Origin of the sequence: Photobacterium angustum (genome assembly GCF_002954615.1) — a bacterium.
GTDB lineage: Bacteria > Pseudomonadota > Gammaproteobacteria > Enterobacterales > Vibrionaceae > Photobacterium > Photobacterium angustum_A.
Genome location: NZ_MSCJ01000001.1, coordinates 2,931,323 through 2,952,947, shown reverse-complemented (window position 1 = coordinate 2,952,947; position 21,625 = coordinate 2,931,323). Strand labels below are relative to the sequence as shown.

Annotated in this window: 21 protein-coding genes; 2 read left to right on the top strand and 19 right to left on the bottom strand. The window is 43.3% G+C overall.

All coding sequences use genetic code 11. The annotated features are described in order from the left end of the window. Window positions 1–61 precede the first annotated feature (61 nt). Entirely contained in the window at window positions 62–1,903 is a 1,842-nt protein-coding gene (ilvD, locus tag BTO08_RS13455) for a dihydroxy-acid dehydratase (protein WP_105061266.1), read from the top strand. A 5-nt stretch (window positions 1,904–1,908) separates the two neighbouring features. Then, window positions 1,909–3,462, top strand: a complete 1,554-nt coding sequence (gene ilvA / locus BTO08_RS13450; RefSeq protein ID WP_105061265.1) for a threonine ammonia-lyase, biosynthetic — start codon at window positions 1,909–1,911, stop codon at window positions 3,460–3,462. Window positions 3,463–3,522: 60 nt separating this feature from the next. Here the strand turns inward: ilvA and BTO08_RS13445 are convergent, their stop codons facing one another. From BTO08_RS13445 to mioC, 19 genes are all read right to left on the bottom strand, one after another. Then, window positions 3,523–3,915 (bottom strand): helix-turn-helix transcriptional regulator, encoded by a 393-nt coding sequence (locus BTO08_RS13445; protein WP_242446257.1) that lies wholly within the window; start codon window positions 3,913–3,915, stop codon window positions 3,523–3,525. A 170-nt stretch (window positions 3,916–4,085) separates the two neighbouring features. Further along, complete coding sequence (locus BTO08_RS13440; RefSeq protein ID WP_005372339.1) at window positions 4,086–4,463, bottom strand: helix-turn-helix transcriptional regulator; 378 nt, start codon at window positions 4,461–4,463, stop codon at window positions 4,086–4,088. A gap of 241 nt (window positions 4,464–4,704) precedes the next feature. Further along, window positions 4,705–6,540, bottom strand: coding sequence for a glutamine--fructose-6-phosphate transaminase (isomerizing) (gene glmS / locus BTO08_RS13435; RefSeq protein WP_105061264.1), 1,836 nt, complete (start codon window positions 6,538–6,540; stop codon window positions 4,705–4,707). A gap of 22 nt (window positions 6,541–6,562) precedes the next feature. After that, window positions 6,563–7,336 carry a DeoR family transcriptional regulator gene (locus BTO08_RS13430; RefSeq protein WP_105061263.1) on the bottom strand — a complete coding sequence of 258 codons (774 nt, stop codon included), beginning with the start codon at window positions 7,334–7,336 and terminating at the stop codon, window positions 6,563–6,565. Between the two features lie 218 nt (window positions 7,337–7,554). Next, on the bottom strand, window positions 7,555–8,913 hold the full coding sequence (gene glmU, locus BTO08_RS13425) for a bifunctional UDP-N-acetylglucosamine diphosphorylase/glucosamine-1-phosphate N-acetyltransferase GlmU (protein ID WP_105061262.1): 1,359 nt from the start codon (window positions 8,911–8,913) through the stop codon (window positions 7,555–7,557). Window positions 8,914–9,155: 242 nt separating this feature from the next. Next, on the bottom strand, window positions 9,156–9,578 hold the full coding sequence (locus BTO08_RS13420) for a F0F1 ATP synthase subunit epsilon (protein WP_005372333.1): 423 nt from the start codon (window positions 9,576–9,578) through the stop codon (window positions 9,156–9,158). A 17-nt stretch (window positions 9,579–9,595) separates the two neighbouring features. Beyond that, on the bottom strand, window positions 9,596–11,002 hold the full coding sequence (gene atpD, locus BTO08_RS13415; protein WP_105061261.1) for a F0F1 ATP synthase subunit beta: 1,407 nt from the start codon (window positions 11,000–11,002) through the stop codon (window positions 9,596–9,598). Window positions 11,003–11,034: 32 nt separating this feature from the next. Further along, window positions 11,035–11,901, bottom strand: coding sequence for a F0F1 ATP synthase subunit gamma (gene atpG, locus BTO08_RS13410; protein WP_005372328.1), 867 nt, complete (start codon window positions 11,899–11,901; stop codon window positions 11,035–11,037). Between the two features lie 44 nt (window positions 11,902–11,945). Beyond that, on the bottom strand, window positions 11,946–13,487 hold the full coding sequence (gene atpA, locus BTO08_RS13405; protein WP_005372324.1) for a F0F1 ATP synthase subunit alpha: 1,542 nt from the start codon (window positions 13,485–13,487) through the stop codon (window positions 11,946–11,948). A 16-nt stretch (window positions 13,488–13,503) separates the two neighbouring features. Beyond that, on the bottom strand, window positions 13,504–14,037 hold the full coding sequence (gene atpH / locus BTO08_RS13400) for a F0F1 ATP synthase subunit delta (RefSeq protein WP_045130846.1): 534 nt from the start codon (window positions 14,035–14,037) through the stop codon (window positions 13,504–13,506). 16 nt (window positions 14,038–14,053) lie between these two features. Next, entirely contained in the window at window positions 14,054–14,524 is a 471-nt protein-coding gene (atpF, locus tag BTO08_RS13395; RefSeq protein WP_005372318.1) for a F0F1 ATP synthase subunit B, read from the bottom strand. A gap of 79 nt (window positions 14,525–14,603) precedes the next feature. Continuing rightward, complete coding sequence (atpE, locus tag BTO08_RS13390) at window positions 14,604–14,861, bottom strand: F0F1 ATP synthase subunit C (protein ID WP_005372317.1); 258 nt, start codon at window positions 14,859–14,861, stop codon at window positions 14,604–14,606. 64 nt (window positions 14,862–14,925) lie between these two features. Continuing rightward, window positions 14,926–15,729, bottom strand: a complete 804-nt coding sequence (atpB, locus tag BTO08_RS13385) for a F0F1 ATP synthase subunit A (RefSeq protein WP_105061260.1) — start codon at window positions 15,727–15,729, stop codon at window positions 14,926–14,928. An 8-nt stretch (window positions 15,730–15,737) separates the two neighbouring features. Further along, complete coding sequence (locus tag BTO08_RS13380) at window positions 15,738–16,127, bottom strand: F0F1 ATP synthase subunit I (protein ID WP_005372305.1); 390 nt, start codon at window positions 16,125–16,127, stop codon at window positions 15,738–15,740. Between the two features lie 177 nt (window positions 16,128–16,304). Continuing rightward, entirely contained in the window at window positions 16,305–17,204 is a 900-nt protein-coding gene (locus BTO08_RS13375; RefSeq protein ID WP_105061259.1) for a ParB/RepB/Spo0J family partition protein, read from the bottom strand. An 8-nt stretch (window positions 17,205–17,212) separates the two neighbouring features. After that, entirely contained in the window at window positions 17,213–18,010 is a 798-nt protein-coding gene (locus BTO08_RS13370; protein ID WP_105061258.1) for a ParA family protein, read from the bottom strand. A gap of 16 nt (window positions 18,011–18,026) precedes the next feature. Continuing rightward, window positions 18,027–18,647 carry a 16S rRNA (guanine(527)-N(7))-methyltransferase RsmG gene (rsmG, locus tag BTO08_RS13365; RefSeq protein WP_045128903.1) on the bottom strand — a complete coding sequence of 207 codons (621 nt, stop codon included), beginning with the start codon at window positions 18,645–18,647 and terminating at the stop codon, window positions 18,027–18,029. A gap of 10 nt (window positions 18,648–18,657) precedes the next feature. After that, window positions 18,658–20,547 (bottom strand): tRNA uridine-5-carboxymethylaminomethyl(34) synthesis enzyme MnmG, encoded by a 1,890-nt coding sequence (mnmG, locus tag BTO08_RS13360; protein ID WP_045130848.1) that lies wholly within the window; start codon window positions 20,545–20,547, stop codon window positions 18,658–18,660. Between the two features lie 426 nt (window positions 20,548–20,973). Further along, on the bottom strand, window positions 20,974–21,420 hold the full coding sequence (gene mioC, locus BTO08_RS13355) for an FMN-binding protein MioC (RefSeq protein WP_045153765.1): 447 nt from the start codon (window positions 21,418–21,420) through the stop codon (window positions 20,974–20,976). Between the last annotated feature and the right edge of the window lie 205 nt (window positions 21,421–21,625).

The following is a 21,625-nucleotide window of genomic DNA, read 5'->3' as shown; positions in this document are numbered from 1 at the left end:
CAACACATACAAAGCTGTCGCTAATACATTAGCGACAGTGCTCTAAAAAGGATTTTCTGTTATGCCTAAATACCGTTCAGCAACCACTACCCATGGCCGAAATATGGCTGGCGCTCGTGCCTTATGGCGCGCAACTGGCGTTAAAGATGAAGATTTCGGTAAGCCGATTATTGCCGTTGTGAACTCGTTTACCCAATTTGTTCCAGGTCACGTCCACTTAAAAGATCTCGGTCAATTAGTCGCAAAGCAAATCGAAGAAGCGGGCGGTATTGCCAAAGAGTTTAATACTATCGCCGTTGATGATGGTATCGCGATGGGTCACGGTGGGATGTTGTATTCACTACCATCTCGAGAACTCATTTCAGATTCTGTTGAGTACATGGTGAATGCCCACTGTGCCGATGCGATGGTATGTATCTCAAACTGTGACAAAATCACCCCTGGAATGTTAATGGCGTCACTTCGCTTAAATATTCCGGTTATTTTTGTTTCTGGCGGACCAATGGAAGCAGGTAAAACCAAGCTTTCAGAGCAAGTGATCAAACTCGATTTGGTTGATGCAATGATCCAAGGTGCCGATCCTAAAGTGTCAGATGAACAAAGTGAGCAGATCGAACGTTCCGCCTGTCCTACCTGTGGTTCGTGCTCTGGTATGTTCACGGCAAACTCAATGAACTGTTTAACCGAAGCATTAGGCTTAAGCCAGCCGGGTAACGGTTCGATGCTCGCAACACACGCAGATCGCGAGCAGCTATTTATTAATGCAGGTAAACGCATTGTGGCACTGACAAAGCGCTACTATGAGCAAGATGATGAATCAGCACTGCCACGTAACATTGCCAATAAGAAAGCCTTCGAAAATGCGATGGCATTAGATATTGCAATGGGGGGATCAACTAATACCGTTTTACACCTTTTAGCCGCAGCGCAAGAAGGTGAAATTGATTTCACCATGACCGATATTGATCGCATGTCTCGTATTGTTCCACACCTTTGTAAAGTTGCACCATCAACACCGAAATATCATATGGAAGATGTTCACCGAGCAGGTGGCGTTTACAGTATTTTAGGTGAACTTGATCGCGCAGGTCTTTTCCATAACGATTGTCACAATATTCTGGGTGAAACCTTTGCCGAAAGCTTCAAACACTACGATATTAAAGTAACGGATTCAGAAGAAATTAAAACGTTCTTCCGCGCAGGTCCTGCGGGTATCCGCACCACGCAAGCATTTTCACAAGATTGTCGTTGGGAAACCCTTGATGATGATCGAGAAAATGGCTGTATTCGTAGTAAAGAGTTTGCCTTTAGCCAAGATGGCGGCCTTGCTGTACTGTCAGGCAATATGGCACTTGATGGCTGTATTGTTAAAACCGCAGGTGTTGATGAAAGTTGCTTAACCTTTACAGGTCCTGCCGTTGTGTTTGAAAGCCAAGATACCGCTGTTGAAGCGATTCTTGCCGGTAAAGTGAAAGCAGGCGATGTCGTGGTTATTCGTTATGAAGGACCTAAAGGTGGCCCTGGTATGCAAGAAATGTTGTACCCAACCACTTACCTTAAATCTATGGGTCTTGGCAAAGAGTGTGCATTGATCACAGACGGTCGATTCTCTGGCGGTACCAGTGGCTTATCTATTGGTCACGTTTCGCCCGAAGCAGCAAACGGTGGCACGATTGGCCTGATCGAAAATGGCGACATTATCGCAATTGATATTCCAAACCGTAGCATTGAACTAAATGTCGATGATGCAACCCTCGCGGCACGTCGTGAAGCAACAAACCAACGCGGTTGGAAGCCAGTTGATCGTGAACGTCAGGTTTCTTTTGCCCTAAAAGCCTATGCCAACCTAGCCACCAGTGCAGATAAAGGCGCAGTGCGCGATAAATCTAAACTAGAAGGATAATCACCATGAGCGAAGTGAAACAGGCCACGGATGAAGAGCTACTTAGCGGAGCCGACTATCTTCGCAATATCCTTCGAGCGCCGGTTTATGAGGTGGCGCAAGTCACTCCATTACAAAATATGTCTCGTCTGAGTGCAAGGATTGCAAATCAGATCCAACTTAAACGGGAAGACCGCCAACCGGTCCACTCGTTTAAGTTACGCGGCGCTTATAACATGATGTCGCAACTGACTGAGCCGCAAAAAGCCGCTGGGGTGATAGCTGCCTCTGCAGGTAATCATGCGCAAGGTCTTGCTTTATCAAGCCAGAAACTCGGTGTTAAAGCCACGATTGTGATGCCACGTACTACACCTGATATCAAGGTGGATGCGGTACGTAGTTTTGGTGGTGTTGTCGTACTGCATGGCAGTAACTTTGATGAAGCGAAAGGCTATGCTGAACAATTAGCACAACAACACGGCTATACCTTTATTCCGCCTTTCGATCACCCTTCGGTGATCGCAGGGCAAGGCACTATCGGTATTGAATTAGTCCAACAAAACGGTCATTTGGATTGTGTTTTTGTACCCGTTGGTGGTGGTGGTTTAGCCGCAGGCATTGCGGTATTGCTAAAGCAATTATTACCTGAAATTAAAGTCGTTGGTGTTGAAGCTGAAGATTCGGCTTGCTTAAAAGCGGCCCTTGATGCGGGTAAACCTGTCTCGTTAGATCAAGTGGGTATGTTTGCCGATGGGGTTGCGGTTAAGCAGATAGGCATAGAGACTTTCCGTTTATGTCAGCAATACCTTGATGATGTTATCACGGTCAGCAGTGATGAAATTTGCTCAGCAGTAAAAGATATTTTTGAAGATACACGTGCGATTGCGGAGCCTTCAGGAGCACTTTCTCTTGCAGGACTAAAAAAATATGTCGAGCTGCACCAAATTCGCGACCAACAACTTGCCGCTATTTTATCAGGCGCAAACTTGAATTTTCATGGCTTACGCTATGTTTCAGAGCGTTGTGAGTTAGGTGAAAAACGTGAAGGGTTATTAGCTGTTACGATCCCTGAACGTCCGGGTGCTTTTCTTGATTTCTGCCATTTGATTGGTGGTCGAGCAGTAACCGAGTTTAACTACCGTTATAACGATGATGCGCTGGCCAATGTTTTTGTCGGTGTGCGTTTAATGCAAGGCCAAGAAGAACTTGATGGCATTATAAAAGATCTGCGAAAAGGCGGATATCCGGTGGTCGATTTATCTGATGACGAAATGGCGAAAGTCCATGTTCGTTATATGATTGGGGGTAGACCATCTAAACCACTTAAAGAGCGTTTATATAGCTTCGAGTTTCCTGAATACCCAGGTGCGCTTATTCGCTTTTTAAATACCCTTGGTTGTCATTGGAATATTAGCTTATTTAATTATCGTAATCACGGGGCCGATTATGGTCGTGTTTTATGTGGCTTTGAACTTGAAGATAAAGATTTACTGTCATTTACTAGCCACTTACGTGAACTGGGTTATCAATGGAAAGACGAAACAGAAAATCCAGCCTATAAGTTTTTTCTTGCTCAGTAATGAGCCTCCATAACAAAAAAAGCAGCGTAATCGCTGCTTTTTTTATAACAATCAATATGATTAACGACTGTCTGAAACATATTCAAGGCAACAGGAAATCAAATTAATATTTTGTTCGATCATTCTTTGGCGTAAAGGAGAAGGTACCTGCGCATACATTACCGATAATCGATTGATATCACCATATTCGGGTGTATTGTCGTCTGAAATAAACCAATGCAGAGGACGCCCTGTTATCTTAGCTATCTTCATTAGCATTAATATTCTAGGCTCTGTTTTCCCCGATTCCACATCAAGGTAAGTTTGACGAGCAACACCTAACTGCTTAGCCATACTTACTTGAGTGATCCCTTTCCATTCTCTCGCTTCTCGAATCTTTTGTGCAATATGCGCTATTTCTGTCATTGCGTTATTAATCTCACGCTCAACACTATATTCACTCATCATCGACATTTATACCGCACTCAACACATAAACTTTACTTAAACTATTCTTCGACCAAATAGATGTCTATGGGTACTAGCACAGAAATGTGATGCGTCATGTTCACTGCCAGCAAAGCTAGACAATAAAAAGATAAGGATGAACAGTTAAGTAGACACAAAAGAGTATCTTAATTCAGGCTACTTATTTTTATGTGTTAAAGCACGAGTGTATTCCGCCATGAAACTCGCTAAGTTAATACATTGCTGCAAAATAACGTGACGAGCAGAATGTGGTAAACGACTAAAAAATTGCAATAAGCGATCAATTTCTTCCTTGTACTCACTTTCTAAAATTTCTATCCCCTCATCACCATAAACAAACCAAGTTAATGGTCGCTCGGTGATCTCAGAGATCTCAGACAATAATCGTACTTTAGGCTCTGTTTTTCCGGTTTCTAGATCAAGATACGTTTGGCGAGCGACTTTTAACTGCTGGGCCATATGTACTTGGGTTAATCCTTTCCACTCACGAGCCTCTTTGATCCTAGCGGCAATCTTTGTCTTTGGCTCTGTCATACACCTTCTCCAATCAGATAGTGAAGAACGCTTCACTATTTGTTGCAGTGCAGATGATGAGCCAATTTTTCAATTTTTTTAATGCTTACTATTCAATAAGATAAAATCAAAGCAGACTTTTATTCTTAATTTGAATCGCACATCGTATGGATAATCAGGCATTTTTTTATTTCGCAACACGATAAACCTTAACAAGAATGCCGATAAAAAAAGACGCAAGTTGCGTCTTTTTTATTTTATATTATTCAACAGTCACGGCTTTGGCTAGATTGCGAGGCTGATCGACATCAGTCCCTTTAATTAAAGCCACGTGATACGATAACAACTGCATAGGAATGGTATAAAAAATCGGTGCGATGATTTCGTCCACACTCGGCATGGTCATAATTTTCATGCCGTCGGTCTCTTCAAACCCTGCTTCACTATCGGCAAACACATACAGTAAGCCACCTCGAGCACGTACTTCTTCAATATTGGATTTGAGTTTTTCTAATAAATCATTGGTAGGAGCTACCACGATCACAGGCATTTCAGCATCAACTAACGCAAGTGGACCATGCTTTAATTCACCCGCCGCATAAGCCTCTGCATGAATGTACGAGATCTCTTTTAATTTAAGTGAAGCTTCAACCGCAATAGGGTAGAACTCACCACGACCTAAAAATAATGCGTGCTGTTTATCACTGAATTCTTCAGCCAATAGCTCAATCGGCTTATCAAGCGTTAATGCTTTCTCAATAAAGCTTGGCAATTGCTGTAGTGAATGAACAATCTTTTCTTCTTGCTCATTATCAATCGTACCTTGCTGCTTACCTAACGCAGTTACAAGCATTAATAACGCGACTAACTGCGTAGTAAACGCTTTAGTTGATGCTACCCCAATTTCAGCCCCCGCGCGGGTCATAAAAGCTAAATCAGATTCACGTACCAAAGATGAGCCTGCAACGTTACAAATTGTCATCGCTGCCATATAGCCTTTTTCTTTTGCTAAACGCAGTGCCGCTAAGGTATCTGCCGTTTCACCTGATTGAGAAAGGGTGATCAATAAGCTATTTGGACGGGTAACAAATTTGCGGTAGCGAAACTCAGAGGCGATTTCAACATCACAGCTAATTCCTGCAATAGATTCAAACCAGTAACGTGCCACCATGCCTGCGTTATAGGAGGTACCACAAGCAATAATTTGAATATGCTCAACATGATCAAAGATCGTTTTCGCTTCATTACCAAAACTTTCCAAGATCACACGATTGTTGCGTATCCTACCTTCCATAGTATTAATCAAAGCACTTGGCTGCTCAAAGATCTCTTTTTGCATGTAGTGACGATAATGACCTTTATCCGTATCATCATGTTGAATGTTAGATTCGGTGACTTCACGTTCAACCAACTCGCCTTGTTGATTAAACACCCGAATATCACGACGGGTGACTTCGGCAACATCACCTTCTTCTAAAAACATAAAGCGACGAGTCACATTCAGCAAAGCCAATTGATCAGACGCAATAAAGTTTTCACCCACACCCAAACCAATCACCAACGGGCTACCAGAGCGTGCAACAACCAAACGTTCCGGATCGCGACTATCCATTACTACGGTACCATAAGCGCCTTCCAGTTGAGCTACAGCTTGCTTCACAGCGGCTAATAAAGAATCGGCAGTTCGCAGTTCCCACTCAACTAAATGTGCAATCACTTCAGTATCGGTTTGAGAATGAAAAACATAACCTCGTTGTTGTAATAGATCACGCAATGCTTGGTGATTCTCAATAATCCCATTATGAACAATCGCTATATGCTCACCAGAGATATGAGGGTGGGCGTTAGCTTCTGAGGGTTCGCCATGTGTTGCCCATCGTGTATGCGCGATCCCCGTTCCGCCAATAACTTGCGTTTCATTAACGGCATGGGCTAAGGCTTGAACTTTCCCCATACGTCGTAAGCGTTGTAATTTAAATTGTTCATCAACAACGGCAAGACCAGCTGAGTCATACCCGCGATATTCTAATCGACGTAAACCTTCGACTAAGATCTCTGCTACATCACGTTGTGCTACCGCACCTACAATCCCACACATAACTGCTATCCTTTACAACTTGTTATTGTTCACTACAGGCACGAATCACTCGCACACCCTGTTGTTCTATCGCGACAGTATCAGCATCACTCATGCCATCATCGGTAATTAAAGTATCGATCCCTTGCCACGCTAACTCTAAATTCGGAATTTTTCGTCCAACCTTACAAGACTCAATCATGACCACCACCTCACGAGAGACTTCCGCCATCACTCGACTTAATCCTGTCAGCTCATTAAAGGTGGTTGTGCCACGCGTGATATCAATACCATCAGCACCAATAAACAACTGATCAAAGTCGTATGAACGCAATACAGATTCTGCAACTTTGCCTTGGAAGGATTCTGAATGCGGATCCCATGTACCGCCCGTCATCAATAAGGTCGGTTCATTTTCAAGTGCATTTAGTGCATTCGCGACTTGCAAAGAATTAGTCATTACGACTAAGCCTTGTTTAGTGCTTAGTAGGTTAATTAATGCTGCTGTTGTACTACCACAATCAACGATAATGCGATTGTGATCTCGGATTTGATCAGCGGCAGCAATCGCAATCGCTAACTTTCGCTCTGAAACTTTCTCTTCTAAGTCAGTTGCAACTATTTCGCTCGGCATAGCAATAGCGCCACCGTATCGGCGTAGTAATAAGCCAGAACTTTCTAACGCTGCAAGATCTTTACGAATTGTGACCTCAGAGGTCGAGAAGTGACTAGCAAGTGTATCCACACTAACTTCGCCTTCAATACCAACCATAGCTGCAATAGCATGGCGACGTTGTTGTGTATTACGTTTAGACATAAGTTTTGAAATGATAGATTAAGTTTCGATTTGAAACTTAGTATAGCGTTTTAAAAATTAATCGATCAATAACAAATATGCAGATTCGGTATAATTTTTCTCTCGAAATAACTATTGGAGTGGAAAAAGCTAGAGGAATATAGTGGTGATATTAGGAGATAAAGAATAAAAAAAAGCAGGAGAAACTCCTGCTTTAAAAATGATAACGTAATTGAAAATTACTTCTTGGTTGGGCGTTTCCAGCCTTGAATTGTTCGTGCTGGTGCGCGAGTGATCACTAACTCACCTTCACCGACATTACGATTAATCGTAGCACCAGCACCAATGGTTGCACCGCTTGCGACTTTAACAGGAGCGATAAGTTGAGTATCTGAGCCAACAAACACATCATCGCCAATTTCAGTTTTAAATTTGTTCGCACCATCGTAGTTACAAGTGATAGTACCGGCACCGATATTGACGTTAGCACCAATCTCAGCATCACCAAGGTAAGTCAAATGACCCGCTTTAGAGCCTTCACCTAAGCGCGTTTGCTTGATTTCAACAAAATTACCCACATGCGCTTGAGTTTGAAGCTCCGTACCTGGACGTAAACGAGCAAATGGACCGACCGTACAGGCTTCACCTACCGTCGCGCCATCAATCACACTGTATGGGCTGATAATTGAGTTATCATCTATCTCACAGTCTTTAAGCACACAACCGGCGCCAATCACGACGTTATCACCAATACTAACGCTGCCTTCAATCACCACGTTAACATCAATTTCAACATCGGTACCGCATTGTAATTCGCCACGTAAATCAAAACGAGAAGGATCACGTAACATCACACCTTGCTCTAATAAACGCTCGGCTTGTTGAGCTTGGAAAGCTCGCTCAAGGCGCGCTAACTGAATACGGTTATTTACACCTTCAACCTCAATTGGGCTAACAGGGTGAACAGCTTCGACTGCACGACCTTCATCATGGGCAATCTCAATAATATCGGTTAGGTAATATTCACCTTGCGCGTTATCATTTTTAAGCGCCGCTAACCAACGCTTAAGATCACCGCCATTAGCTACCATGACACCTGTATTGATTTCTTTAATGAGCTTTTGCTCTTCAGTGGCATCTTTTTGCTCTACGATCGCAACTACGGGGCCATTACGACGCACAATACGCCCGTAGCCGCTCGGATCATCAAGAACAACAGTCAGTAAGGCAATGCCACCGTCAGGCTGAGCATCAAGCAGGTTTTCTAACGTTTGTGCACTAATTAGTGGCACATCACCGTATAAAATCAGTGCTTTTTCATCATCAGCAAGGTTCGGGGTCGCTTGATTAACCGCGTGCCCTGTCCCTAATTGCTCGGCTTGTAGTACCCAATTGACTGACTCTTGAGCCAATACTTGTTGCATGGTGTCACCACCATGGCCATAAACTAAATTAATATTTTTCGCACCAAGATCATTACATGTGTCAATCACATGTTTGACCATCGGCTTTCCTGCTAAAGTATGAAGCACTTTTGGCAAGTTAGAATACATACGGGTGCCTTTTCCCGCAGCTAAAATCACAGCACTGAAGCTCATGATGGGATGTCCCTCTTGATGCATAAATTTGTTATTTAGTTGGTATTGTACCGTCAAGTTTTACTGGGTTTAAGCGTAATTATTTAATTCTCACTAAGAAATAACAGGTATACCTCGCAAAAGTCTTAATCGAAAATCATTTTTGTAATAATAAATATCCCCAAACAACATCAATCAGTAAGATTTTTAGCAATAAAAAAAGCGACCTTAATGGTCGCTTTTTATATTACTTTAGCGTCAGACTAGCGTGCGCGTTTAGTTAGTTCAATCACTCGAAGCTGAGCAATAGCTTTCGCTAAATCACTGGCTGCCTGTGCGAAGTCAATATCGCCATGCTGATTATGGATACGCTCCTCAGCTTGACGTTTAGCTTCTTCTGCTTTCGCGGCGTCTAAATCAACACCACGAATAGCTGTATCGGCTAATACCGTCACTGCAGAAGGCTGAACTTCAAGCATACCGCCAGAAAGATAGATTACATCTTCCTCACCACCTTGCTTGGTAATACGTACCATGCCTGGGGTAATAGCTGTAAGTAGTGGCGTGTGACCGGCATGAATACCTAGCTCACCTTCACTACCCGTTACTTGAATATTTTCAGCACGACCAGAGAACAGACGTTTCTCAGCACTGACTACTTCCAAATGGAAAGTTATCGCTGCCATGTCGCCTCCTAATTAGCTTACAGCTTCTTCGCGTTTTCTAATACGTCTTCAATCGCACCACAGTACATAAATGCCTGCTCTGGGATATCGTCGTATTCACCCGCTAATAAGCCTTTGAAGCTACGTAGTGTGTCTTTCAACGTTACGTAGATACCTGGGTCACCAGTAAAGACTTCTGCTACGTGGTAAGGCTGAGTTAGGAAACGTTCAATCTTACGTGCACGTGATACAGCTTGCTTATCTTCTTCAGATAGCTCGTCCATACCAAGAATAGCGATGATGTCTTTTAGCTCTTTATAACGTTGAAGTAGACTCTGAACGCCACGTGCAATGTCGTAGTGCTCTTGACCTACTACCAATGGATCAAGCATACGTGATGTTGAATCCAATGGGTCGATCGCAGGGTATAGACCTAGCGATGCGATCTGACGCGAAAGTACAACTGTTGCATCTAAGTGAGCAAAGGTTGTTGCTGGTGATGGGTCAGTCAAGTCATCGGCAGGTACGTATACCGCCTGAACTGACGTGATAGAACCAGACTTCGTTGACGTGATACGCTCCTGAAGTACACCCATTTCTTCTGCTAGTGTAGGCTGGTAACCTACTGCAGATGGCATACGACCTAGTAGTGCTGATACTTCAGTACCTGCAAGGGTGTAACGGTAGATGTTATCGATAAATAACAGTACGTCACGACCTTCGTCACGGAAACGCTCAGCCATTGTAAGGCCAGTCAATGCAACACGTAGACGGTTACCTGGTGGCTCGTTCATCTGACCGTAAACCATTGCTACTTTTGATTCTTCAGGATTTTCGATGTTTACAACACCTGCTTCCTGCATTTCAAAGTAGAAATCGTTACCTTCACGTGTACGCTCACCAACACCTGCAAACACAGATAAACCTGAGTGTTTTAGGGCGATGTTGTTGATAAGTTCCATCATGTTAACGGTCTTACCAACACCTGCACCACCAAACAGACCGATCTTACCACCCTTAGCGAATGGACAGATTAAGTCGATAACTTTAACACCTGTTTCTAGGAGTTCAGTTACGTTTGACTGATCTTCATAGCTTGGTGCTTCACGGTGAATAGCGTAACGCTCTTGCTCACCGATCTCACCACACTCATCAATAGGTTGACCAAGAACGTTCATGATACGTCCTAAAGTCGCTGTACCTACTGGCACTTCAATTGGGCGGCCTGTGTTTTCAACAGACAAACCACGACGTAAGCCATCAGAAGTACCCATAGCGATACCACGAACAACACCACCACCAAGTTGCTGCTGAACTTCCAGTACTAGTGTACCGTTCTCTTTCGCATCAACATGAAGGGCATCGTATACCTGTGGTACAGAGTCCTGTGGAAACTCTACGTCGACTACCGCACCGATGATCTGTACGATCTTACCTGTAGCCATCGTTAATCCTCTAAACTTATTAATTCTTTGCCTTAAACAGCAGATGCGCCAGAAACGATTTCTGACAGTTCTTGTGTGATCGCAGCCTGACGGGCTTTGTTGTACACAAGTTGCAGTTCATCAATCAGATCCCCTGCATTATCTGTTGCAGCTTTCATCGCTACCATTCGTGCCGCTTGCTCACTGGCAAGGTTCTCAACCACACCTTGGTACACTTGTGATTCGGCATAGCGAACCAATAGGGTATCTAGTAGCGGTTTAGGCTCGGGCTCATAAATATAATCCCAAGAATGGTTGCGCTGCATTTCTTCGTCTTCTGACTTAGGCAAAGGCAACAATTGATCAATCACTGGTTGCTGTACCATGGTATTTACAAACTGGTTGTAAACCACATACAGACGATCCAGTTGGCCTTCATCATATTTCTTCAGCATTACGCCAACAGTACCGATCAACTCATCAACACTTGGCGTGTCACCAAGGCCTGATACTTGAGCTGCTACGTTACCGCCGTAGCTATTAAAGAATGCTGTTGCTTTAGCTCCAATTAGCGCTAAATCAACATCGGCACCTTTATCTGACCATGTTTTAATATCGGTGATCGCTTTTTTGAACAAGTTAATGTTCAAGCCACCACACAAACCACGGTCAGTTGAAACAATGATGTAACCAACGCGCTTGGCTTCACGCTCTTCAAGATAAGGATGCTTATACTCGAGGCTACCAAGGGCGATATGACCGATCACTTTGCGCATAGTTTGTGCGTATGGACGTGATGACTCCATTGCTTCCTGCGTTTTACGCATTTTAGAAGCAGCCACCATTTCCATCGCTTTAGTGATCTTTTGCGTGTTTTTAACACTACCGATCTTGTTACGAATCTCTTTTGCGCCGGCCATCGTTACTCTCCGTTAGAAGGTGATCGCAAGCGATCACCAACCAATTACCAAGTCTGGGTCGCTTTGAAATCTTCTAGCAGTTTTGCAAACTGCGCAGCGATTTCATCGTTGTAAGCACCCGTTTCATCTATCTGAGCTACAAGCTCAGCAAACTGACCTTTCGCGTAAGAAAGTAACGCTGCTTCGAAATCAGCAAGCTTAGTTAGCTCAACATCATTCAAGTAGCCTTTTTCAGCTGCAAAGATAACAACCGCTTGCTCAAATACAGACATTGGCGCGTATTGTTTTTGCTTCATCAGTTCAGTTACTTTCTGACCATGATCTAGCTGTTTCTTAGTTGCGTCATCAAGGTCAGACGAGAACTGTGCAAACGCTGCAAGTTCACGGTACTGTGCAAGTGCGGTACGAATACCACCCGACAGTTTCTTGATGATCTTGGTTTGGGCAGCACCACCTACACGCGATACAGAGATACCTGGGTCAACAGCAGGACGAATACCAGCGTTGAATAGCTCTGTTTGTAGGAAGATCTGACCATCGGTGATAGAGATAACGTTAGTCGGTACGAATGCCGATACATCACCCGCTTGGGTTTCGATAATCGGTAGTGCCGTTAGCGATCCAGTTTGACCTTTCACTTCACCATTAGTGAATTTCTCAACGTAGTGCTCGCTTACACGAGAAGCACGCTCTAGAAGACGAGAGTGAAGGTAGAAAACATCACCAGGGAATGCTTCACGACCAGGTGGACGCTTAAGCAATAGTGAGATTTGACGGTAAGCAACAGCCTGCTTAGACAGGTCATCGTATACGATCAGTGCATCTTCGCCGCGGTCACGGAAGTACTCACCCATCGCACAACCAGAGTATGGTGCTAGGTATTGTAGCGCAGCAGCTTCTGATGCTGATGCTACAACTACGATAGTATTTTCCAGTGCGCCGTGCTCTTCCAGCTTACGAACTACGTTAGCGATAGTTGAAGCTTTCTGGCCAATAGCCACATACACAGAGTAGATACCAGAGTTTTTCTGGTTGATGATGGCATCGATAGCCATCGCTGTTTTACCAGTCTGACGGTCACCGATGATAAGCTCACGCTGACCACGGCCGATTGGGATCATTGAGTCAACTGCTTTGTAACCAGTTTGTACTGGTTGATCAACAGATTTACGATCGATTACACCCGGTGCAATTACTTCAACAGGAGAGAATGTCTCTGTTTCAATTGGACCTTTACCATCGATAGGCTGACCTAGTGTGTTTACAACACGACCAAGTAGCGCAGGACCTACAGGTACTTCAAGAATACGACCAGTACCGGTTACCTTCATACCTTCCTGTAGAGAAGCATAAGGGCCCATTACAACTGCACCTACCGAGTCACGCTCAAGGTTAAGTGCTAGTGCGAATAGTCCGCCTGGTAGTTCAATCATTTCACCTTGCATTACGTCAGCAAGGCCATGGATACGAATAATACCGTCGCTTACAGAAACGATAGTACCTTCGTTACGCGCTTCACTTACAACGTTGAAGTTTTCAATACGTTGTTTGATCAGTGCGCTAATTTCCGTGGAATTAAGTTGCATGCTCCAATTCCCCAAATCAAGACTGCAAAGTATCGCTCAGACGGTTCAATTTGCCCCGTACAGAGTTATCGATAACAAGGTCTCCAGCTCTAATTACAACCCCGGCAATCAGGGTCTCGTCTACACTGCAAGTCAGCATAACTTTACGCGCTAAACGCTGCTCAAGTTTCACGCTAATGGCATCTAGTTGATTATCATCTAAAGCAATAGCAGAAATTACTGTCGCTTCGATGGTGTGCTCATGCTCATGTTTCATCAGCATGAATTCATCACAGACATCAGGTAGCGCCTTAAGGCGTCCATTTTCAGCCATCACCTTTAGAAGGTTTTGACCGAATTCATCGAGTTGCTCACCGCATACTGAAACAAAAATTTCAGTTAGCTTATCCGCAGCAAATCCGCTATCCAGTACATCCTGCATAGTGTCATTTTTTGCTACTTCACTAGCAAAGTTCAGCATTTCTGCCCACTGTGCTAGTTGGTTCGTCTCGACCGCAAAGTCAAAAGCTGCTTTAGCGTAGGGGCGTGCGATTGTAGTCATTTGTGACATATGCTTGCCCCTTTAATTACAGTTCTGCAGTGACTTTGTTAAGAATATCGGCTTGAGCATCCACATCAATGGAGCGCTCAATGATCTTCTCAGCACCAATCACAGCTAGAGTTGCAACTTGTTTTCTTAACTCATCACGAGCACGATTACGTTCCGCTTCAATTTCAGCCATACCTTGCGCAAGGATTTTCTCACGCTCAGTTTGTGCTTCCGTTTTCGCTTCATCGATAATTTGAGCTTTACGCTTGTTTGCTTGCTCGATCAACTCGCTCGCAGCGCGTTTCGCTTCTTTTAGTTGATCAGAAGCATTCGCTTGTGCAAGGTCAAGGTCTTTAGCTGCGCGATCTGCGGCAGCCAAGCCGTCAGCAATTTTTTTCTGACGTTCTTCAATCGCTTCCATAATCGGTGGCCATACATATTTCATGCAGAACACCACGAAGAGGAAGAAAGCGATAGCTTGACCCAGCAAAGTTGCATTCATATTCACAACGCATCTCCTTTAAAAGGGTTGCTAGAGTCCATTTGCTACTTAATGTCAGCTTGAGACAAGCTGACATTACGATTTATTAACCAGCTAGCTGACCAACAAATGGGTTTGCGAATGTGAATAGCAGCGCGATTACGATACCGATCATTGGTACCGCATCAAGTAGACCAGCGATGATGAACATCTTAACTTGAAGCATTGGAGCCATTTCAGGTTGACGTGCAGCACCTTCAAGGAATTTACCACCTAGAAGTGCGAAGCCGATCGCTGTACCAAGGGAAGCAAGACCTACAATAATGCCCACGGCAATTGCAGAAAAGCTTAGTAAAGTTTCCATCACTATCTCCAGTTTATAGTTGTCGGCAAAACGCCAATATAATAAAAAATGTTACAAATAATCGTTAATGATTGTCTTCATGTGCCTGAGACAGGTACACGATAGTTAACATCATGAATACGAAAGCTTGAATTGTAATGACCAGAATGTGGAAAATAGCCCACGGTACCGAGCCTAGCCATTGAGCCCACCACGGCATTAGTGCCGCGATTAGGATAAACACCACCTCACCTGCAAACATGTTACCGAATAAACGCATACCTAGTGAAATTGGCTTCGCTAGTAGCGATACCACTTCAAGAAGTAGGTTAAACGGGATCATGATAGGGTGATTGAACGGGTGAAGAGCCAGTTCTTTAACAAAACCGCCAAGACCTTTCACTTTGATGCTGTAGTAAATCATCAATGCGAACACGCCTAGCGCCATTGCCATGGTGATGTTAACGTCAGCACTTGGAACCACTTTCATGTAAGGGATCCCAACACTTTGCGCGGCATACGGAATGAAATCGATAGGCACAAGGTCCATGATGTTCATCAGTAAAATCCAGCAGAAAATAGTTAGTGCTAACGGAGCTACAAGTGGATTGCGGCCATGGAACGTATCTTTAACGTTGGTATCAACGAATTCAACAACCATTTCAACAAAACATTGTACTTTACTTGGAACTCCTGATGACGCCTTCTTCGCTACTGAACGAAATAGCCATAGAAAAGCTAAACCGGTCAAAACAGAGAAGATAAGGCTATCTATGTTTACCGCCCAAAAGCTACCTTCACTCGCCAAGCCCAATTTATCAGTTGATAAGTTGGTCAAGTGGTGAGTGATATAACTTGCAGACGTTAGCGCTTCACCTTGCGCAGCCATAACTCATCCTATTTGTTGTTGTTAATGAATAAAACCGGTCCAAAAATATTAATACCAAGGGCCAGCAAATAGGTTAGTTTGAGGGGAACAAGTTCCACTCCCATATACAGGTAAGCAATGGCAAAAAGGATGACTGTAATAAGAATTTTAAGCACTTCTCCGCCATAAAATGACGCCATGACTAGCCGTGCATTCCTGGCACCACTAAACATGAAGGCACACATCGCGAAGACAGCATTGGCAATAACAAAGATGCCACCACCAATCAATGCAGAGATTCCCCAGTCAACATTGACAGCAAAAACTGCCGTTAATGCCGTTGCTATCACGACGCCAGATTGTAATAACAACAACCGTTTTGCCAATTGGCGTCCCGGTTTAGCTAGCGTCGATACCATGTATTCGTTCCTCGAGTCCATTCCTTTACACAATCCGTGCTTGGGAAAACAGCGAAAATTATACGGTTCATAAAATTGATTGCAATCAAATAACAGTAAAAAAAACAGTTAGATTTGACAACACTCTAACTTGATCACGATGATGTTAGTTTTTTAACAAAAATTGCATCTTTAACATCACATTTTATTCTCGAGCATTGCAAGAATCTGCTCTAATTTGTCTTGTTGATCAAAGTTGATAACGATTTTTCCTTTGCCACTTTTAGTTTGATTAATCGCCACCTTAGTGCCTAATTGTTCAGTTAGCCTATTTTGTAACAAAACAACATGTTCACTTTGTGATGCAGGTACTTTAGGTATTGATGGATTTAAAAGTGTTTTAACCAGTTTTTCAGCTTCACGCACGGTTAACAAATTATTGACAATTTTTTGTGCTGCAGCTAACTGTTGTGTTTCATCTAAGGATAATAAAGCCCTTGCATGACCCATTTCGAGTTTTTTCTGCTCCACTAATTGTTTAACAGGCTCGCTTAACTGGTTTAAACGCAATAAGTTAGAGACTGCTGCACGTGATTTTCCGACAGCTTCAGCAATTTGCTGGTGAGTCAGTGAAAACTCTTGCTGTAATCGTGCTAAAGCAACCGCTTCTTCTATTACATTAAGATCTTCACGTTGAATATTTTCAATCAACGCAATAGCTATTGTCGCGCGATCATCAACACTTTTAACCAAACAAGGCACCGTCGTTAATCCTGCGATTTTAGCCGCTTGCCAACGACGCTCACCGGCAATAATTTCAAAACTTTGATCGGCTAAACGACGTACAACAATAGGTTGAATGATCCCTTGGGCTCGAATCGATTCTGCAAGCTCCGCAAGCGTATCATCAGCCATCGATTTACGCGGCTGGAACTGACCCGATTGCAGCAGTTCAATCGCAAGTTCACGCAGTTCACTGTCGATGTTTGAAGTCGAAAGTGCTGTTTGTTGTTGGGTTTGTTGCTTGGCTTGTGCGACAGCACTGGTAGAAAGCAAGGCATCAAGACCTTTGCCTAGACCACGTTTATTAAAATTCATGAAAAGCCTTATGCGTCCTCAGAAGTCACCGTTTGTAATGCCAATTCATCACGACGGATCATTTCACCCGCCAGTGCTAAATAGGCTTTCGCACCACTAGAATACTTATCGTAATACATCGCAGGACGACCATGGCTTGGTGCTTCTGCTAAACGGACATTACGCGGAATAACAGTACGATACACTTTGTCGCCAAAGTGTTTTTTCAGTTGTTGAGAGACTTCGTTAGCTAATCTGTTACGAGGATCAAACATGGTGCGCAGTAAACCTTCAATTTTCAGTTCACTATTCACCACTGCAGTTAACTTGCTAATGGTATCCATTAATGCCGTTAAGCCTTCAAGAGCAAAATACTCACACTGCATTGGCACTAATACGGAATCAGCCGCTGTCATGGCATTAATGGTGAGTAAGTTTAGCGAAGGGGGACAGTCGATAAAAATATAGTCGTAGTCATCACGAACCTTGGCAAGTGCAGTACGTAAACGTACTTCACGGGCAAACACTTCCATCAATTTTATTTCAGCGGCAGTGACGTCACCATTGGCGGCTATCAAGTGATAGCCCCCCGTCGTTTCTTTTATAACAACGTCATTAAATGGCGTTTCCTCGACCAAAAGATCATAAGCGGTGGCATCAACTTGGTATTTATCAACCCCACTGGCCATGGTTGCATTACCTTGCGGATCAAGATCAACCACTAACACTTTACGTTGGGTTGCAGCCAAGGATGCTGCTAAATTTACACAGGTGGTGGTTTTACCCACACCACCTTTTTGATTTGCTACCGCTATGATTCTTCCCACAAGAAAACCTCAACAATTAATCCTTTGCCGTCAAGACTACTAGATGACGCTCACCTTCTAAATCAGGAACCTGTAAAGATTTCACTTCTATAACTGAGCACCATTCAGGCAAATCTGCCGCTTCTTGCTCGTTATATTGGCCTTTCAATGCGAGGAACTGACCACCTGATTTTGGTAGATGGTGGCACCAATTAACCATATCAGCCATTGAAGCAAACGCACGACTTAACACTGCATCAAAGCCATCACCCGCTTCAAACTCTTCAACGCGACTTTGTACTGGTGTCACATTGGTAATTTTTAGCTCATGGATCACTTGGCGAATAAAACGAATGCGTTTACCTAAGCTATCTAACAAGGTAAATGATTTATCAGGGCACATGATAGCCAACGGAATACCTGGAAGTCCCGGTCCTGTACCGACATCAATATAACTAGCGCCATCTAAATATTGGCTGACTACAATACTATCCATAATATGTTTAACTAACATTTCGTTAGGATCACGGACTGATGTCAGATTATACGCTTTATTCCATTTGTGCAGCAGTTCTACATAACCGATCAGCTGGTCAAGTTGCTGTTCTGTGACCTGCAGTTCAGTTTGGGCGATAAGTTGTACTAATCGTTGTTTCATTGTTTAGTCCTTATTCGCCTTTTTTTAATAAGCCGTGTTTTTTCAAATAAACCAATAACAGCGAAATCGCAGCAGGGGTAATACCTGAAATACGTGATGCCATACCAATTGATTCCGGTTTTGCATCATTAAGTTTTACCACTACTTCATTCGATAGACCTTTAACATTGCTGTAATCAATATCAAATGGCAGCTTAGTGGTTTCATGACGCAGGGATTTTTCAACTTCATCACGCTGGCGATCAATATAACCTTGGTATTTCACCTGGATCTCAACTTGCTCACGCGCTTCAATATCGTCAAGCGCTGGTGCAAATGTTTCGATGCTTGTCAGTTGTTCGTAAGTCACTTCAGGACGACGAAGAAGATCCTCACCACTCGCTTCACGAGCGATCGGTGCTTTAAGGATTTTATTTAATTCATCAACATGATCCGACTTAGGATTGATCCAAATATCTTTCAGGCGTTGACGTTCAAGTTCCATGTTTTCAATTTTTTGATTGAAACGAGACCAGCGAGCATCATCAACTAAGCCAAACTCACGACCCATTGGGGTTAAGCGTAAATCAGCATTGTCTTCACGAAGCAATAAGCGGTATTCGGCACGAGAAGTAAACATACGGTATGGTTCTTTAGTACCAATCGTTGATAGATCATCAATCAATACGCCCATGTACGCTTGATCACGACGAGGACTCCAGCCTTCTTTATCTTGAACTTGAAGCGCGGCGTTCATACCCGCCATTAAGCCTTGTGCTGCCGCTTCTTCGTAACCTGTTGTACCGTTAATTTGCCCAGCAAAGAACAGACCATCGATATATTTGTTTTCGAAGGTTTGTTTTAGATCGCGAGGGTCAAAGAAATCATATTCAATCGCATAACCTGGACGCATAATGGTTGCGTTTTCAAAGCCTTGCATTGAACGAACAATTTGCATTTGTACATCAAACGGTAAGCTGGTGGAGATCCCGTTTGGATATAATTCATTTGTCGTTAAGCCTTCTGGCTCAATGAAGATCTGGTGACTATTTTTATCCGCAAAACGCATCACTTTATCTTCAATTGAAGGACAGTAACGTGGGCCAATTCCTTCAATAACACCCGCATACATTGGGCTACGATCCAAATTATTACGGATCACTTCATGTGTGCGTTCATTGGTGTAAGTAATAAAACATGGGATTTGACGTGGATGATCCGACGACTTACCCATAAATGAAAATGTTGGAGTTGGGTTATCACCGTGCTGCTCTTCAAGCACACTGAAATCAACACTGCGCGCATCAATACGTGGAGGAGTACCCGTTTTTAAGCGATCAACACGTAATGGTAATTCACGTAAACGATCCGCTAGGGCATTTGATGCAGGATCACCAGTACGACCGCCACTGTAGTTTTCCATACCAATGTGGATCTTACCACCAAGGAAAGTACCAACAGTTAACACAACGGCTTTGGCATGGAACTTTAAGCCCATTTCCGTTACAACACCAACTGCACGGTGATTTTCAACAATTAAATCAGTAACTGCTTGTTGGAAAATCATTAGATTTTCTTGGTTTTCTAATACGTTACGAACAGCCGCTTTATATAATGCGCGGTCTGCTTGGGCGCGAGTAGCACGTACTGCGGGACCTTTCGATGAGTTCAGTGTACGGAATTGAATACCACCTTTATCAATGGCTTGCGCCATTAATCCACCAAGGGCATCAACTTCTTTAACCAGGTGTCCTTTCCCGATCCCGCCGATAGCTGGGTTGCACGACATTTGGCCCAACGTATCGATATTATGGGTCAACAGTAAGGTTTTTTGTCCCATTCGGGCTGCTGCCAATGCGGCTTCTGTGCCTGCATGACCACCACCCACAACGATGACATCAAATTTTTCCTGGTAAAACATGGAACTTCCTCAGGTATTTAAATAGCCAGTGAGTTAACTCGAGCAAAGGGCGGACATTCTATCCTTTTTCTGTGCAAGAGAGAATCTTTCATCAAGATCATTTGATCAGTTTAATTACGCTCTTTAAATATATATAAGATCTTTTTAAAGAGATCTTCTGTTAGATCTACTATTAGGATCGCATGATCGTGTGGATAACCGACAAATGATCCTAATGATCATGTATTTAAGGAGGATCATTTCTTGTGCAGGAGCTTGGATCTGATCGGGGATAGGCTGGGATCAAAAATGCCACTTATGCACAGGGGGAGGAAGCCATATAAGTTATTAAATGGATAACTATGGGTTGATCACCGTTTAGATCTATAGTTATCCACAGAAAAAAGATCGAAATAAGCTGGAAATTGAGTAACTATTGATGGTTTTTTAATCAGTAATTAAGTTTTTCCAGTTATCAAACCATACTTCAGCAGGTTCTTCAGGTACTGGTGTCTCTGAAACATCAATATCAAGACGTTCACCGATCTGGTTTGCACCTAAAGAAAGTAATAATCCTTCTATTTTCTTACCTGCCGCGCAGAAGGTATCGTAATTACTATCACCAAGCCCAATAACAGCAAATTTAACACCGCTAAGTGTGGGTTGTTGTTGAGTGAGTTGCTCTACAAATGGCAAAAAGTTATCAGGATAGTCGCCAGCACCGTGAGTTGAGCAAATGATTAGCCAGATAGTGTTTTGATCGAGCTCTGAAAACTCTGCTTGGTTGATGACTTCAACTTGGTGGCCATTATCTTCGAGCAATTCTGCTAAATGATCGGCGACATATTCTGCACCACCTAAAGTACTACCGGTAATAAGGCTAAGTGAGCTCATAGTTATCCTTTATATAGATAGAAAAAGCTAGAGCCTCTGAATTAGCAAAGATCTAGCTCGTGTTGATCGTTAATTTCGATGATTTTTATCATCAATTAGACTTTCTTTGCTGTAGGTTATCGCCATTTTATTCACTTATCTATGGATAACTGATATCCACCAGCAAATTAACTCTTAATTAAGAGGAAAATATGTGGGTATTTTA

What these genes read in the sequence shown, in the direction of transcription:
- ilvD (WP_105061266.1), top strand. Translation starts at nt 62, where the DNA reads ATGCCTAAATACCGTTCAGCAACCACTACCCATGGCCGAAATATGGCT.
- ilvA (WP_105061265.1), top strand. Translation starts at nt 1,909, where the DNA reads ATGAGCGAAGTGAAACAGGCCACGGATGAAGAGCTACTTAGCGGAGCC.
- BTO08_RS13445 (WP_242446257.1), bottom strand. Translation starts at nt 3,915, where the DNA reads ATGTCGATGATGAGTGAATATAGTGTTGAGCGTGAGATTAATAACGCA.
- BTO08_RS13440 (WP_005372339.1), bottom strand. Translation starts at nt 4,463, where the DNA reads ATGACAGAGCCAAAGACAAAGATTGCCGCTAGGATCAAAGAGGCTCGT.
- glmS (WP_105061264.1), bottom strand. Translation starts at nt 6,540, where the DNA reads ATGTGTGGGATTGTAGGTGCGGTAGCACAACGTGATGTAGCAGAGATC.
- BTO08_RS13430 (WP_105061263.1), bottom strand. Translation starts at nt 7,336, where the DNA reads ATGTCTAAACGTAATACACAACAACGTCGCCATGCTATTGCAGCTATG.
- glmU (WP_105061262.1), bottom strand. Translation starts at nt 8,913, where the DNA reads ATGAGCTTCAGTGCTGTGATTTTAGCTGCGGGAAAAGGCACCCGTATG.
- BTO08_RS13420 (WP_005372333.1), bottom strand. Translation starts at nt 9,578, where the DNA reads ATGGCAGCGATAACTTTCCATTTGGAAGTAGTCAGTGCTGAGAAACGT.
- atpD (WP_105061261.1), bottom strand. Translation starts at nt 11,002, where the DNA reads ATGGCTACAGGTAAGATCGTACAGATCATCGGTGCGGTAGTCGACGTA.
- atpG (WP_005372328.1), bottom strand. Translation starts at nt 11,901, where the DNA reads ATGGCCGGCGCAAAAGAGATTCGTAACAAGATCGGTAGTGTTAAAAAC.
- atpA (WP_005372324.1), bottom strand. Translation starts at nt 13,487, where the DNA reads ATGCAACTTAATTCCACGGAAATTAGCGCACTGATCAAACAACGTATT.
- atpH (WP_045130846.1), bottom strand. Translation starts at nt 14,037, where the DNA reads ATGTCACAAATGACTACAATCGCACGCCCCTACGCTAAAGCAGCTTTT.
- atpE (WP_005372317.1), bottom strand. Translation starts at nt 14,861, where the DNA reads ATGGAAACTTTACTAAGCTTTTCTGCAATTGCCGTGGGCATTATTGTA.
- atpB (WP_105061260.1), bottom strand. Translation starts at nt 15,729, where the DNA reads ATGGCTGCGCAAGGTGAAGCGCTAACGTCTGCAAGTTATATCACTCAC.
- BTO08_RS13380 (WP_005372305.1), bottom strand. Translation starts at nt 16,127, where the DNA reads ATGGTATCGACGCTAGCTAAACCGGGACGCCAATTGGCAAAACGGTTG.
- BTO08_RS13375 (WP_105061259.1), bottom strand. Translation starts at nt 17,204, where the DNA reads ATGAATTTTAATAAACGTGGTCTAGGCAAAGGTCTTGATGCCTTGCTT.
- rsmG (WP_045128903.1), bottom strand. Translation starts at nt 18,647, where the DNA reads ATGAAACAACGATTAGTACAACTTATCGCCCAAACTGAACTGCAGGTC.
- mnmG (WP_045130848.1), bottom strand. Translation starts at nt 20,547, where the DNA reads ATGTTTTACCAGGAAAAATTTGATGTCATCGTTGTGGGTGGTGGTCAT.
- mioC (WP_045153765.1), bottom strand. Translation starts at nt 21,420, where the DNA reads ATGAGCTCACTTAGCCTTATTACCGGTAGTACTTTAGGTGGTGCAGAA.